We start from the raw sequence: 12,851 nt of genomic DNA, 5'->3' as shown, positions 1-12,851 counted from the left end.
CGGACAGATTACCATGCGCGCCGAGCGGGACGGGAGTCCGGACGGGCGGAGCCGCGGTGCTCGCTACGCTAGCCTGGTGTCGGCTCGTGCACAGTGAAGTCGCCCTGTCCGGGGCGAGCGGGGCCGACGATCTGGAGGTTCCTGTGAAGGCGCGTATCGCTGCATCCGTCGTTCTCGCGGTCGGCGTCGCCCTCGCTACCGCCGGCTGCAACCTCGTCGCCCCGCAGGCGACGCGCAAGATCTACGACCCGAGCGACGGAGTCGGCGCGACGATCGGCGATCTCGCCATCCGCAACGCGATGATCGTCTCGGACGACGGCGAGGCCGGCACCCTGATCGTGACGCTCGTGAACTCCACCGATGAGGCGCTGAGCGTCGAGGTGCAGTACGAGGGCTCAGCGGGCCGCACCAGCGACACCGTCGACGCCGTCCCCGGCCGCACCGAGGTCCGCCCCGACAGCACCGAGGCCGTCCAGATGGACGACATCGACACCATTCCCGGCGGCCTCCTCCCCGTCTACTTCCAGTACGGCTCCGAGCAGGGCAAGGAGCTCCTCGTCCCCGTCCTGACGAACGCCCTCGAGGCCTACTCGACGCTGACTCCCGCGCCCTCCGCGACGCCGACCGTCACCCCGACGGCCGACCCCGCCCGGACCGCGCTCCCCACTCCCACCGCCGAGCCCGGCGTCGACGCTCCCACCGCGGAGTAGCCCCCTCCGCCCTCGAGGGCCGTCCACCCCGGTGGGCGGCCCTTCGTCGTCCCCGCAGTTCACGATCCGCCGACTCCGTCGGCCACCGGACCACCATTCGGGCGACGTCCGGCTGCGCGGGTCTCGATACGCCGACTACTCGACCACCACGCCCTGAGCGACGCCCCTGCCCGGCTCGTCGCGCAGCGACGGCCCACCCCACGGCTCGTCGCACAGCGACGGCCTCGTCCCTCACCCCTCCAGCACAGGGTTGATCGCGGGTCCTGGCGGGGTGAGCTGCAAGGCGGAGGAGGGCGCGATACCAGCGGTATCGCAACCGACGACAACGCCGCAGATCGCCCCGCCAGGGCCCGCGATCAAGCGTCGAAACGGTAGCCGAGGCCGCGGACAGTAACCAGGAGCACCGGCTCCTTCGGCGTCTTCTCGATCTTGGAGCGGATGCGCTTGACGTGGACGTCGAGGGTCTTCGTGTCGCCGAAGTAGTCGCTGCCCCAGACGCGGTCGATGAGCTGGCCGCGGGTGAGGACGCGGCCCGCGTTGCGGAGGAGCATCTCGAGGAGCTCGAACTCCTTGAGGGGCATCGGGGTCTCGACGCCGTCGACTTCGACCGTGTGGCGTTCGATGTCCATGCGGACGGGGCCGGCGACGACGATCCGCTCCTCGCCGGGCTCCTCGGTGCGGCGTCGGAGGACGGCGCGGATGCGGGCGAGCAGTTCGCGGGTGGAGTAGGGCTTGGTGACGTAGTCGTCCGCGCCGAGCTCCAGGCCGACGACGATGTCCACTTCGGAGTCCTTGGCGGTGACCATGATGATCGGGACGGAGGAGCGGGTGCGGATCTCTCGGCAGACCTCGGTGCCGGGCATGCCGGGCAGCATGAGGTCGAGGAGGATCAGGTCGTAGTCGCCCTCGTCGAAGGCGGCGACGGCGCGGTTGCCGTCCTCGGCGACGGTGACGTCGTAGCCCTCGCGTTCGAGCAGGTAGCTGAGGGGCTCGCTGAGGGCGCTCTCGTCCTCGACGAGCAGGATGCTGGTCACGCGTGTTCTCCTATCGGGGCGGTCGCCGCGAAGGGCGTCCGGGCGGGGTCGGCTTCGGGGAGCCGGATGGTGAAGGTGGAGCCGCGGCCGGGCTTGGACCAGACGCGGACGTCGCCGCCGTGGTTCTGCACGGCGTGCTTGACGATGCTGAGGCCGAGGCCGGTGCCGCCGGTGTGGCGGGAGCGGGCCTGGTCGACGCGGTAGAAGCGCTCGAACACCCGGTCGAGGTCCTCTTCCGGGATGCCGATGCCCTGGTCGGTGACGGCGATCTCGACGACGCCGCCGGTGGAGCGGACGCCGATGCCCACGCGGGAGCCGGCGGGCGAGTACTGGATGGCGTTGGCGAGGAGGTTGTGCAGCGCCGAGACGAGCATCTTCTCCTGCCCCACGACGTAGGCCTTCTTCATCCCGCCCTTGACCAGAGTGACGTCGTGCGACTCCGCCATGACGTGGGTGGTCTCGAGCGCCGCCGTGACGACGTCGTCGACGCGGATGATCTCGGCGGAGCCGGCGACGTCGGCGGCCTGGAGGCGGGAGAGCTCGATGATCTCGCGGGTGATCTTCGCTAGGCGGTGCGACTCCTGGGTCAGCCTGTGCGCGAAGCGGCGCACCTGTTGGGGGTCGTCGGCGGCGGAGTCGAGGGCCTCGGCGAGCAGGCCGACGGCGCCGATCGGGGTCTTCAGCTCGTGGGAGATGTTGGCGACGAAGTCCCGGCGGACGGCCTCGAGCCGGCGCGCCTCGGTGTGGTCCTCGGCGATGACGAGGACGTAGCGGGAGCCGAGGCGGGTCGCGTGGACGACGAGCGTCACGGCGGCGTCGGAGAGCGGGCTGGTCGCGAGCTCGAGGTCCTGGACGATGTCGTCGCCGAAGCGGCGGACGCGGTCGACGATGGCGGCGAGGTCGGGGTGGAGCAGCGTGTCCTGCGAGACCAGGCCGAGCGCGACGGCGCGGGTGGACGCCTTTAGCACGTTGTGCGACGGGTCGGTCACGAAGGCGGGCGAGCCGACGGCGTCGATGATCGCCTCGATCCCCTCGGGGAGCCCGACCGAGATCACGTCCTGCGCGATGCGGCCCTGGCGGGCGGCGAGCGTGAGCACGGTCGTCAGAAGGATCCCGATCGCGACACCGAGAACGAGCGACAGAACCACGATCAAGCCCGAATCCACGGACCCAGGCTAACCATCCACCGGGCGTCCCCCTACCGGACGCCCGTCGATCCTCCGGGGGTCGAGTACTGTTCAAACGCCCGGCACCGTCCGTTAACCTGCCGTGGTCATCATGACTGCGCCTGCGCCCACGGAGTGCAGTCGCAGCGGCGTGCGAGGTGCTCGCCGCAGATCCGGCGCCGTCGTCCGCGCGCGCCGTAGAGAGGGTCGAACACAGATGCGCGAAGTTTTCCAGCAGGAGCTGGCCGAGGTCCAGGAACGACTCGTCGAGATCTCCGGACTCGTCGAGATCGCCATCGAGAAGGCGACCCAGGCGTTCAACCACTCCGACGTCACCCTCGCGGAGGAGGTCATCGCGAGCGACGCGCGCATCGACGAGCTGGCCATCAGCCTCGACGAGCTCGCCATCGACATCCTCGCCCGGCAGAACCCGGTCGCCCGCGACCTGCGGATCGTCGTCTCGGCGCTGCGCATCAGCGCGTCGCTCGAGCGGATGGGCGACATCGCCGAGCACATCGCCCAGCTCTCGCGCTACCGCTTCCCCGACAAGGTGGTCCCCAAGAGCCTGCGTCCGACGTTCGTCGAGATGGGCCGCCTCGACGTGGTCGTCGCGCACAAGCTGACCGACCTGCTCCGCTCGCAGGACCCGCGCATCGCCGAGGAGATCCGCGACGAGGACGACAAGATCGACGAGCTGCACGTCAGCGTCTTCGACAAGGTGCTCAGCGAGGCGTGGAAGGGCCAGGCCGCCGACACCGTCGACGCGACCCTCGCCAGCCGCTACCACGAGCGCTTCGCGGACCACGCCGTGTCGATCGCCAAGAAGGTCCAGTACCTGATCTCGGGCGACTACTCCTAGTCGACACCTCGGGCTCCGGCCCGTCTCACCGTCCGGCCCGCAGGAACGATCGTCTCCTGCGGGCCGGACGTGTCCGTGCGCTCCGCCTCCGGGGCTACGTGAACGGCCCGCCGGAGTCGAGGACTCGGGCGGGCCGTTCGCGTGTGCGGGGCGGTGCTACTTCTTGGCGCCCTGGGCGGCGACGGCGGCGGCACCGGCGGCCGCGGCCTCGGGGTCGAGGTAGCGCGCCTCCCCGATCGGCTCGAAGTCCTCGTTCAGCTCGTAGACGAGCGGGATCCCGGTCGGGATGTTGAGCTCCGCGATGTCCGAGTCCGAGATGCCGTCGAGCGTCTTCACCAGCGCGCGGAGGGAGTTGCCGTGCGCGGTGATCATGACGGTCTTGCCCGAGGCGAGGTCCGGCTTGATGTCGGACTCCCAGTAGGGCAGCATCCGCTCGATCACGAGCTTCAGCGACTCGGTGCGGGGCAGGGCGTCGCCGAGGTCGGCGTAGCGCTCGTCGTGCGCCTGCGAGTACTGGTCGTCGTCGTCGAGCGGGGGCGGCGGCACGTCGAAGGAGCGGCGCCAGGTCTGGAACTGCTCGGGGCCGTACTCGGCGAGGGTCTGCGCCTTGTCCTTGCCCTGCAGGGCGCCGTAGTGGCGCTCGTTGAGGCGCCAGGAGCGCTTGACGTCGATCCACAGGCGGTCGGCGACCTCGAGGGCGATGTTGGCGGTCTGGATCGCCCGGGTCTGGCGCGACGTGTAGACGATGTCGGGGTGCAGGCCCGCCTCGGTCAGCAGCTCGCCGGCGCGCGTGGCCTCTGCGACTCCCTGCTCGGTCAGGCGCACGTCGACCCAGCCGGTGAAGAGGTTCTTCTGGTTCCACTCGCTGTTGCCGTGGCGCACGAGGATGAGGGTGTAGGTCTCGGACATGCGTCCAGCTTAGAGGCGGCCCCCTCGCCCGCGGATACGCTGGAGAGCATGCCCATCGGAGCCGTCACCCGCGGAACGACGGGCACGAACCGCCTCCGCCGGGTCGACCGCCGGCTCGCCGAGCTGCCCGTCCTGCGCAGCACCGCCTCCCCGCTCGTCGTCGATCTCGGCTTCGGGGCGAGCGCGGTCACCACGCTCGAGCTGCACCGCCGGCTCGTCCGGGCCGCGCCCGACGTCGAGGTGCTCGGCCTCGAGATCGAGCCCGCCCGGGTCGACACCGCTCGACGCCAGCTCGCCCGGGTGAGGGAGGGCGGCACGCCGTTCCCCGCGGACGCGCGCGTGCGCTTCGAGCGCGGCGGCTTCGAGGTTCCCCTGCCCGCGGGGCGGCGGGCGGGCGTCATCCGCGCCTTCAACGTGCTCCGCCAGTACGACGAGGACGCGGTGCAGGGAGCCTGGGCGACGATGACGGACCGCCTGCAGCCCGACGGCGTCCTGGTCGAGGGGACCTGCGACGAGATCGGCCGCATCTGCACCTGGATCGAGGTCGGCCGGGAGGGCCCGCGCTCGCTGACCCTCTCGCTCCGGCTCGCGGCGATCCCCTCGCCGATGACGGCGGCCGAGCGCCTGCCGAAGGCCCTCATCCACCGCAACGTGCCCGGCGAGGGCGTGCACGCCTTCCTCTCCGCCCTCGAGCGGGCGTGGACGCTGAACGCCCCTCTCGCCGTCTACGGTCCGGGTCAGCGGTGGATCGCGGCGGTCCGGGACCTCCGGCCGGAGTGGCCGGTCCTCGGCGGGCCGCGGCGCTGGCGCCTGGGCGAGGTGACGGTCGAGTGGGAGGCGGTCGCCCCCTCCTCCTGAGCGCCGGGCCTGAGCCCTGGGCCCCCTGAGCGCTAGGCGAGCGGGGGCAGGGCGGCCCGAGCCTCGGCGGGAGCGGCGCCGGTCGCCGTGAGCAGGTCGACGACGAGCGGGCGGAGCAGGACGAGCACCGTCTTCTCGGCGAGGCGCGCCTCCGGGATCAGCCGCTGGGGGTCGAGCGTGGTCGCGAGCAGCACGAGGTCCTGACGCGCCAGGGCGAGCACCGACGGATCGGCGACCGCGCGGCCGAGCAGCGCGATGCCCGGGCCGAGGGCGGCGACCGCTCCGGCGAGCGCCGGCCGCGGGGCGCCGTCCCCGACGAGGAAGTCGGTGCGGCGCGCGACGATGCGCAGATTCCGGGTCGCGAGGTCCAGCGCGGACAGCATCACGGCCTGGCGGGAGAGCTCGCCGCGGTGCCGACGGACGAACGGCGAGATCCGGGCGACGCCGGTCGCGGAGTCGAGCGCCGCGGTCCAGCCGTCGATGACCGGCTGCGTCCCGCGGATCCGCTCGAGGGCTGCGGTGGACGCCGAGGAGTCGCCCCGGCGGAGCGCCTCGGCCAGCTCCTCCACGGTCCGGCTGAGCGCGGTGAGGAGCCGATGCGCCTCGGCCCGCGCCGTGCGCAGCGGCGGGCGGGGCACGATCGCCGTGCAGAGCAGCGCCGCGAGCCCGCCGATCAGGCCGTCGACGCTCCGGGTGAAGACGCCTCCGTCCGGCGCAGGGAGGACCATCACCAGCATCGCCTGGGTCCCGGCGGCCACGGCGAACCCCGGCGAGGGCGAGAGGGCCCGGCCGAGCGTGAAGACGATCGCGAGGACGACGGCGAGCTGCCAGACGCCGCTCCCCCACAGCAGGAGCAGGACCTCGCTGGCCGTGATGCCGATGAGCATCCCCGTCGCTGTCTCGGCCACCTGCTTGGGGCGGGTGTCGCGCGCGATGCCGAGGCTCGAGATCGTGGCCGTCAGCGCCAGCACCGGCGCGGGGTGCCCGAGGACGAAGTGCGCGACGGAGTAGGCGAGGGTCGCCGCGAGCACGATCTGCAGCACTGCCGGGAGCGACGCCCCCGCGCGGGCGAGGGCGCGCGCGGGACTCAGCTCGGGGGTCCGGACGAGACCGCGCAGCCGCTCGGCCGCCCGGCCCCGCTCGGCGGGACGTGCGGCCACCACGGCGTGGCCTACCTGGTCGTCGCCCCGAGGCGGGGCAGGCGGGGCACTCCCGCCTCCGCTCCGGCTCCGGGCGGGACCACGACCTCCTGGGCCGCGGCCACGCGCAAATCGCCGGCCAGCACGGTCAGCTCGAGGTCCACCGGGACGCTCCGCTTGACGACCGCGAGGGCGACCGGTCCGTCCTCGTAGTGCCAGGCGCTGGAGGTGACCGTGCCGACCTCGACCGGCTCGCCGCCCTTGAGCGCCGTGACGACGTCGCCGTGGGCGGGGAGGACCGAGTCGGAGCCGTCGAGCTGCAGCAGGACCAGGCGCCGCGGCGGGTGCCCGAGGTTGTGCACCTTCGCCACCGTCTCCTGGCCCCGGTAGCAGCCCTTGGCGAGATGCACGCTCGAGCGGAGCAGGTCGAGCTCGTGCGGGATGGACCGCTCGTCGACCTCGGTCGCGTGGCGCGGGCGCCAGGCGGCGATGCGCAGGGCCTCGAGTGCGTCGACCCCGGCGAGGGCCACTCCCCTCCCGACGGCCGTCTCCGCGAGGGCCTCGAGGGCCGCTCGCGGGACCAGGACCTCGCGGAGCTCCCAGGAGGCCCCGGGGTGCTCTGTGGTCAGCGCGTACTGCCAGCCGCCCGGCTGGACCTGCGACCACGGGTCGCTCCAGACGACGGGCTCCTCGGCCAGGGACAGAGCGAGCGTCAGGGCCGGCCCGTCGCCGAGGGCGGCGAGGGTCGCGAAGTCGTCGGTGCGGTCGGCGACCTCGACGCGGAGCATGAAGCGCATCCGGTCGAGCCAGGCGGCCAGGCCGGCCGTCTCGTCGCGGTCGAGCAGGAGCCAGGCGGTCTCGCCGTCGTCGACGAGGCGGATGACGTGCTCGATCCGGCCGGTCGGGTCGAGCAGGAGCGTCTCGGCCGACGCGCCGGGAGCGAGGCGCGAGACGGCCTGGCTGGTGAGCGAGTCGATCCAGGTGAGACGGTCCGGCCCCGTGACGGTCACGACGCCGCGGCCGGAGAGGTCGACGAGCGCGGTGCCCGCGGCGAGAGCGCGCTGCTCGCGGAAGGGCTCGCCGTAGTGGGCGGCGACGCCGGGCTCGGCGGCGCTCGTCGTCGCGACCGCGCCCGGGGCTGCCAGGAGCGGGGAGAGCGCGTCAGTCGACACGGGCGAGCCGTCCGGAGGAGTGGGTCCGCAGGCCCTGGCCGAGCGCGGCGATGTCCCACGCCCAGAGCAGGTGGTCGTCGACCAGGCCGTAGAGGCGCGTGGCGGCGGCGTAGTCCTTCGCCGCGGCGGTGCGCATCACCGCGTCGGTCGCGAGGTCGATCCGCGGCCCCTTGACCTGGCCGAGGTAGAGCTCGCTGACCCCGTCCGGGTGCACGAGCGAGACCTCGATGTCGAACCCGCCGGCGGCGTTGCGCAGCGTCTCGACGGACTCCGCGTCGGGGAAGGCGGGTGCGCCGCGGCCGGGCAGCATTCCCGGGCCGGCGTCGGAGTCGGTCAGAGCGCGGCTGAGGCGCCAGTAGCCGGTCTCGGTGACCAGCGGCCGGGGCGCCTCCTCGGCGCCCTCCTCGATCAGCCACGTGTAGGAGTTGTAGTTGAGGTACGGGAGGCCGTCGTAGCTGAAGCTGATGCGATGGCCGAACTCGGCCTGGACGGAGTCGTCGCCGATCGTGTAGTCGATGACGCCCGAGCCCTCCCAGACGCCGAGCAGCCAGGACAGGGGGACGAGCTCGGGCGGCAGGCCCGACGGAAGCGAGATCACTCGGGCTCCGGCGGCGGCTAGCGCTGGCCGCGGTAGAGCTTGTAGACGACCACGCCGGAGACCCACGCGATGGCGAGGGAGGCGAGCCCGAGCAGACCGAGGTAGAAGAGTTCCAGGGCGAGAAGCATGCGCTCATCCTACCCGCCGCCTCCGACGCAGGGGCGGGGCGGACGCGACCGCTCAGGCGGTGCGGATCCGGGCGCTCGGGACGGGAGGGCGCGACTGCTCAGGCGGGGAGCAGGAGGGCGATCCCGCTCGCGACCGCGACCACGGCCATCGCTCCGACGATGCTCGTCATCGCGCGGAGGAGGTACCCCTCGGCGCGGGCCACGGCGAGCTGCACCGCGAAGGTCGCGAGCACGCAGCCGCCGAACGTCAGCGCGAGCCAGAGCTGCCGGGACTCCGGAGCGGCGATCGCCAGCGTCAGCACGGAGCCCGCGAGTGCGAGCGCCCAGATGACTCCGATGCCCACCCGATCCCTGCCCATCCGACAATTGTGCCCCAGGCGGACGCCCCTCCCGGCCCGCCGCTAGTATTGCGGGCAGACCAGTTCTGGAGGATCCGTGGCGCAGTTGTTGATACTGACCTCGGCGGGAGGCGCCGAGGTGCTCCCCGCACTGGGGCTCCTCAGCCACCGGACCCGGCAGATCCCCGCGGAGCCCGCCCAGCTCGTGAATGCCCCGAGCTGCGATCTGATCCTGGTCGACGCGCGGCAGGACCTCGCCAGCGCCAAGTCGCTCTGCAAGATCCTGACGACCACGGGCATCAACGTCCCCCTCATCCTCATCCTCACGGAGGGCGGGCTCACGGCCGTCTCGGCCGACTGGGGCGTCAACGACGTCATCCTCGACTCGGCCGGCCCCGCCGAGGTCGACGCCCGCATCCGCCTGGTGATCGGCCGGCTGGCGCAGGAGCAGTCGACCTCGCGCATCCAGGCCTCGGGCGTCGTGATCGACGAGGCCAGCTACTCCGCCAAGGTTCACGGGCGCCCGCTCGACCTCACCTTCAAGGAGTTCGAGCTCCTCCGCTTCTTCGCCACGCACCCCTCGCGCGTCTTCACCCGCGAGCAGCTGCTGAGCGAGGTGTGGGGCTACGACTACTTCGGCGGCACCCGCACGGTCGACGTGCACGTGCGGCGCCTCCGCGCGAAGCTCGGCGACCTGGAGTCGCTGATCGGCACGGTCCGCAACGTCGGATACCGCTTCAACGTGTACGAAGAGGACAATGAGCGAGTCGCTCAACCTGTCCGTTGAGGACCTGGCCGATCCCGCGGTGGCGGCCGGCCTCGAGCACCTGATCGGGCGCGCCGCCTGGTTCGACCACCAGCCCCCCTTCAGCGACCAGACCCTCGTCGACGCCCGGGCCGGCTCGCGCACCCTCCTCGTGGGGCTGCGCGCCGACGTGGTCGTGGCGGCGGCGATCCTCGGGCAGGGCGAGCTGGAGTTCGTCGTCGATCCGGAGTGGCGCGGGGTCGGCTTCGGCACCGCGACCCTGGAGCAGGTCCTCGCGAGCGGCCGGACGGGCCTGCTCGCCTGGGCGCACGGCGACCACCCCGCCGCCCGGGCCCTCGCGGCCTCCCACGGCTTCGCCCCGGTGCGCACCCTCCTGCACCTCGAGCTCGAGCCGCTCGCCGCCCCCGAGGTCCGCGTCCCCGAGGGCGTCGTCCTCTCGGACGCCCGCGACCTCGCTCCGGCCGAGTGGATCGCCCTGAACGCGCGGGTCTTCGCCGCGCACCCCGAGCAGGGGCGGATGACGGAGGAGGACCTGGCGGCCCGCCGCGCCGAGCCGTGGTTCGACGAGGGCGACTTCCTCCTGCTCCGCGACGCCGACGGCACGCTCCTCGGCTACGACTGGCTCAAGATCGAGCCCGGATCGACGACCGGCGAGATCTACGTCCTCGGGGTCGCCCCCGAGGCGGCCGGACGGGGACTCGGCCGCACCCTGCTGAACGCCGGGCTCGCGCGGATGCTCGAGCGCGGCTGCACCACGGCCGACCTCTACGTCGAGGCCGAGAACCGGTCGGCGGTGGCGCTCTACCGCTCGCTCGGGTTCACGGACGCCTCCGTCGACGTGCAGTACCTGCAGCGCGCCGCGCCGCTGCGCTGAGCCGGCACTCCTCCACAGGGCCTCCCCCGGCCCCGTTCATCCGGCATTCACGAGCGGCGGCGCGGAGCGGACGGACGCGGTGCCAGGATGGTCGCATGGACGGCGACAACCTGCTTCTCGAAGACGGTCTCAGCGATGACCTCGACGACGACTTCGACGACGAGGAGGAGCACTCGGACCCGCTCCTCCCCGACAACCGCTACCTCGACCGGGAGCTGAGCTGGCTCGCGTTCAACCAGCGCGTGCTCGAGCTCGCGGAGGATCCGCTGGTTCCGGCGCTCGAGCGGGCGAACTTCCTCGCGATCTTCTCGTCCAACCTCGACGAGTTCTTCATGGTCCGGGTCGCCGGCCTCAAGCGCCGCATCCTCACGGGGCTCGCCCTGCCGACGAACATCGGCCGCGTGCCGGTCGACGTGCTGACCGACATCTCGGAGAAGGCGCACCTGCTGCAGCAGCGCCACTCCCGAGCGTTCAAGGAGCTCGTCGAGCCCGCCCTGCGCGACGGCGGCATCGACCTCGTCCGCTGGGACGAGCTGAGCGACGCCGAGCGCACCGTGCTGGACGACTACTTCTCGGCCCAGGTGTTCCCGGTGCTGATGCCGCTCGCGGTCGACCCGGCGCACCCGTTCCCCTACATCTCCGGCCTCTCGCTCAACCTCTCGGTGCGGGTGCGGAACCCGAAGACGCAGAAGGTCGAGTTCGCGCGCCTCAAGGTGCCGCAGATGCTCCCCCGCTTCGTGCGGATCGCCGGCGTCGCGGCGCCGGGCGAGCCGATGCGGTTCATCTCGCTCGAGGACCTGATCGCCAACCAGCTGGACGACCTGTTCCCCGGCATGGAGATCCTCGACCACCACGTTTTCCGGGTGACGCGCAACGAGGATGTCGAGGTCGACGAGGACGAGACCGAGAACCTGATCAAGGCCCTCGAGAAGGAGCTGCTGCGCCGCCGGTTCGGCCCGCCCATCCGCCTCGAGGTCACCGACGACATGGACGACGAGACGCTGGGCCTGCTGGTCCGCGAGCTCGACATCACGACGCAGGAGGTCTACAAGCTCCCGGCCCCGCTCGACCTCAGCGGGCTCTTCAGCCTGCAGAAGATCGACCGCCCGGACCTGAAGTACCCCAACCACGTCCCGACGACGGCGGTGCAGCTCTCGCCCAGCGAGCCCAACCAGCGGCAGGACGTCTTCAAGGCGGTCTCCCGCGGCGACGTGCTCCTGCACCACCCCTACGAGTCCTTCGCGACGAGCGTGCAGTCGTTCCTCGAGCAGGCGGCGGCCGATCCGGACGTGCTCGCGATCAAGCAGACGCTCTACCGCACCTCCGGCGACTCCCCCATCGTCGAGGCGCTCATCGACGCGGCCGAGTCGGGGAAGCAGGTGCTCGCCCTGGTCGAGATCAAGGCGCGCTTCGACGAGCAGGCGAACATCTCGTGGGCGCGCAAGCTCGAGAAGGCGGGCGTGCACGTGGTCTACGGGCTCGTCGGGCTGAAGACCCACTGCAAGCTCGCGCTCGTCATCCGCCAGGAGAAGGGCGGAGTGCTCCGCCACTACTCCCACATCGGCACCGGCAACTACAACCCGAAGACCTCGCGCATCTACGAGGACCTCGGACTCCTGACGGCCGACCCCGAGGTCGGCAAGGACCTCACGCGCCTGTTCAACGAGCTCTCGGGCTACGCGATCGAGAAGAAGTTCAAGCGCCTGCTCGTCGCACCGCGCCACCTCCGGAAGGGCCTGCTCAAGCGGATCGCCGCCGAGACCGAGAACGCCCGCGCGGGGCGGCCCTCGGGCATCCGGATCAAGGTGAACTCGATCGTCGACGAGTCCGTGATCGACGCGCTCTACCGCGCCAGCCAGGCCGGCGTGCCGGTCGACGTCTGGGTGCGCGGCATCTGCGGGCTGAAGCCCGGCCAGGAGGGGCTCTCCGAGACCATCCGCGTGCGCTCGATCCTCGGCCGCTACCTCGAGCACTCCCGCATCTTCAGCTTCGTCAACGGCGGCGAGCCGGACGTCTTCATCGGCAGCGCCGACATGATGCACCGCAACCTCGACCGCCGCGTCGAGGCTCTGGTGCGGATCGTCGAGCCGGCGCACCTCAGCGAGATCGACGACATGTTCGAGCGGGCGATGGACGAGCGGACCGCCTCCTGGTGGCTCGGCCCGGACGGCGACTGGACGCGGCACCACCTCGATGAGGAGGGCGCTCCGCTCGCCGACCTGCAGAACCAGCTGATGCAGCACATCACCCATCGCAAGCGCGCGGCGACACGGTCCGCCAACCGGGCCTCCAGCCGCTGA

13 protein-coding genes are annotated in these 12,851 nt (G+C 72.0%); 6 read left to right on the top strand and 7 right to left on the bottom strand.

The annotated features are described in order from the left end of the window. Positions 1-143: 143 nt before the first annotated feature. Entirely contained in the window at positions 144-710 is a 567-nt protein-coding gene (locus tag C5C59_RS04255; protein WP_104224588.1) for a hypothetical protein, read from the top strand. Between the two features lie 356 nt (positions 711-1,066). Here C5C59_RS04255 and C5C59_RS04250 read toward each other — a convergent pair whose 3' ends face one another. Both C5C59_RS04250 and C5C59_RS04245 read right to left on the bottom strand, forming a co-directional pair. Further along, a complete protein-coding gene (locus C5C59_RS04250; RefSeq protein ID WP_104227263.1) occupies positions 1,067-1,744 on the bottom strand; it encodes a response regulator transcription factor in 678 nt (225 codons plus the stop codon). Then, positions 1,741-2,910, bottom strand: a complete 1,170-nt coding sequence (locus C5C59_RS04245) for a cell wall metabolism sensor histidine kinase WalK (RefSeq protein ID WP_104224692.1) — start codon at positions 2,908-2,910, stop codon at positions 1,741-1,743. The genes C5C59_RS04250 and C5C59_RS04245 overlap by 4 nt, the downstream gene beginning before the upstream one ends. Before the next feature lie 217 nt (positions 2,911-3,127). On the opposite strand from C5C59_RS04245, the gene phoU reads away from it, so the two are divergent. Then, on the top strand, positions 3,128-3,769 hold the full coding sequence (gene phoU / locus C5C59_RS04240) for a phosphate signaling complex protein PhoU (protein ID WP_104224693.1): 642 nt from the start codon (positions 3,128-3,130) through the stop codon (positions 3,767-3,769). 156 nt (positions 3,770-3,925) lie between these two features. On the opposite strand, the gene C5C59_RS04235 is transcribed toward phoU, so the two are convergent. Beyond that, a complete protein-coding gene (locus tag C5C59_RS04235) occupies positions 3,926-4,678 on the bottom strand; it encodes a phosphoglyceromutase (protein ID WP_104224694.1) in 753 nt (250 codons plus the stop codon). Between the two features lie 48 nt (positions 4,679-4,726). Between C5C59_RS04235 and C5C59_RS04230 the strand changes: the two genes are divergently transcribed. Further along, positions 4,727-5,536 carry a class I SAM-dependent methyltransferase gene (locus tag C5C59_RS04230; protein ID WP_104238729.1) on the top strand — a complete coding sequence of 270 codons (810 nt, stop codon included), beginning with the start codon at positions 4,727-4,729 and terminating at the stop codon, positions 5,534-5,536. Positions 5,537-5,568: 32 nt separating this feature from the next. On the opposite strand, the gene C5C59_RS04225 is transcribed toward C5C59_RS04230, so the two are convergent. The 4 genes from C5C59_RS04225 to C5C59_RS04210 form a co-directional block, all read right to left on the bottom strand. Continuing rightward, a complete protein-coding gene (locus C5C59_RS04225; RefSeq protein ID WP_104238730.1) occupies positions 5,569-6,699 on the bottom strand; it encodes an aromatic acid exporter family protein in 1,131 nt (376 codons plus the stop codon). Between the two features lie 8 nt (positions 6,700-6,707). Then, a complete protein-coding gene (locus C5C59_RS04220; RefSeq protein ID WP_104238731.1) occupies positions 6,708-7,847 on the bottom strand; it encodes a folate-binding protein YgfZ in 1,140 nt (379 codons plus the stop codon). Next, positions 7,837-8,445 (bottom strand): FABP family protein, encoded by a 609-nt coding sequence (locus tag C5C59_RS04215; protein ID WP_104224698.1) that lies wholly within the window; start codon positions 8,443-8,445, stop codon positions 7,837-7,839. Before C5C59_RS04215 ends, C5C59_RS04220 begins: the two co-directional genes overlap by 11 nt. Before the next feature lie 226 nt (positions 8,446-8,671). After that, a complete protein-coding gene (locus tag C5C59_RS04210; RefSeq protein WP_146082837.1) occupies positions 8,672-8,932 on the bottom strand; it encodes a hypothetical protein in 261 nt (86 codons plus the stop codon). Between the two features lie 76 nt (positions 8,933-9,008). Here C5C59_RS04210 and C5C59_RS04205 point away from each other — a divergent pair, with 76 nt between their 5' ends. From C5C59_RS04205 to C5C59_RS04195, 3 genes are all read left to right on the top strand, one after another. Next, positions 9,009-9,698, top strand: coding sequence for a winged helix-turn-helix domain-containing protein (locus C5C59_RS04205; RefSeq protein WP_104224700.1), 690 nt, complete (start codon positions 9,009-9,011; stop codon positions 9,696-9,698). Then, on the top strand, positions 9,670-10,551 hold the full coding sequence (gene mshD / locus C5C59_RS04200; protein ID WP_104227268.1) for a mycothiol synthase: 882 nt from the start codon (positions 9,670-9,672) through the stop codon (positions 10,549-10,551). The genes C5C59_RS04205 and mshD overlap by 29 nt, the downstream gene beginning before the upstream one ends. Before the next feature lie 95 nt (positions 10,552-10,646). Beyond that, complete coding sequence (locus tag C5C59_RS04195) at positions 10,647-12,851, top strand: RNA degradosome polyphosphate kinase (RefSeq protein ID WP_104224702.1); 2,205 nt, start codon at positions 10,647-10,649, stop codon at positions 12,849-12,851.

The sequence above is a fragment of the Rathayibacter sp. AY1F4 genome (assembly GCF_002931775.1).
Taxonomy (GTDB): Bacteria; Actinomycetota; Actinomycetes; order Actinomycetales; family Microbacteriaceae; genus Rathayibacter.
Note: the sequence above shows the minus strand (reverse complement) of the source record. Positions and strands in the feature narration are given on the sequence as shown.

What these genes read in the sequence shown, in the direction of transcription:
- mshD (WP_104227268.1), top strand. Translation starts at nt 9,670, where the DNA reads ATGAGCGAGTCGCTCAACCTGTCCGTTGAGGACCTGGCCGATCCCGCG.
- C5C59_RS04210 (WP_146082837.1), bottom strand. Translation starts at nt 8,932, where the DNA reads ATGGGCAGGGATCGGGTGGGCATCGGAGTCATCTGGGCGCTCGCACTC.
- phoU (WP_104224693.1), top strand. Translation starts at nt 3,128, where the DNA reads ATGCGCGAAGTTTTCCAGCAGGAGCTGGCCGAGGTCCAGGAACGACTC.
- C5C59_RS04195 (WP_104224702.1), top strand. Translation starts at nt 10,647, where the DNA reads ATGGACGGCGACAACCTGCTTCTCGAAGACGGTCTCAGCGATGACCTC.
- C5C59_RS04235 (WP_104224694.1), bottom strand. Translation starts at nt 4,678, where the DNA reads ATGTCCGAGACCTACACCCTCATCCTCGTGCGCCACGGCAACAGCGAG.
- C5C59_RS04230 (WP_104238729.1), top strand. Translation starts at nt 4,727, where the DNA reads ATGCCCATCGGAGCCGTCACCCGCGGAACGACGGGCACGAACCGCCTC.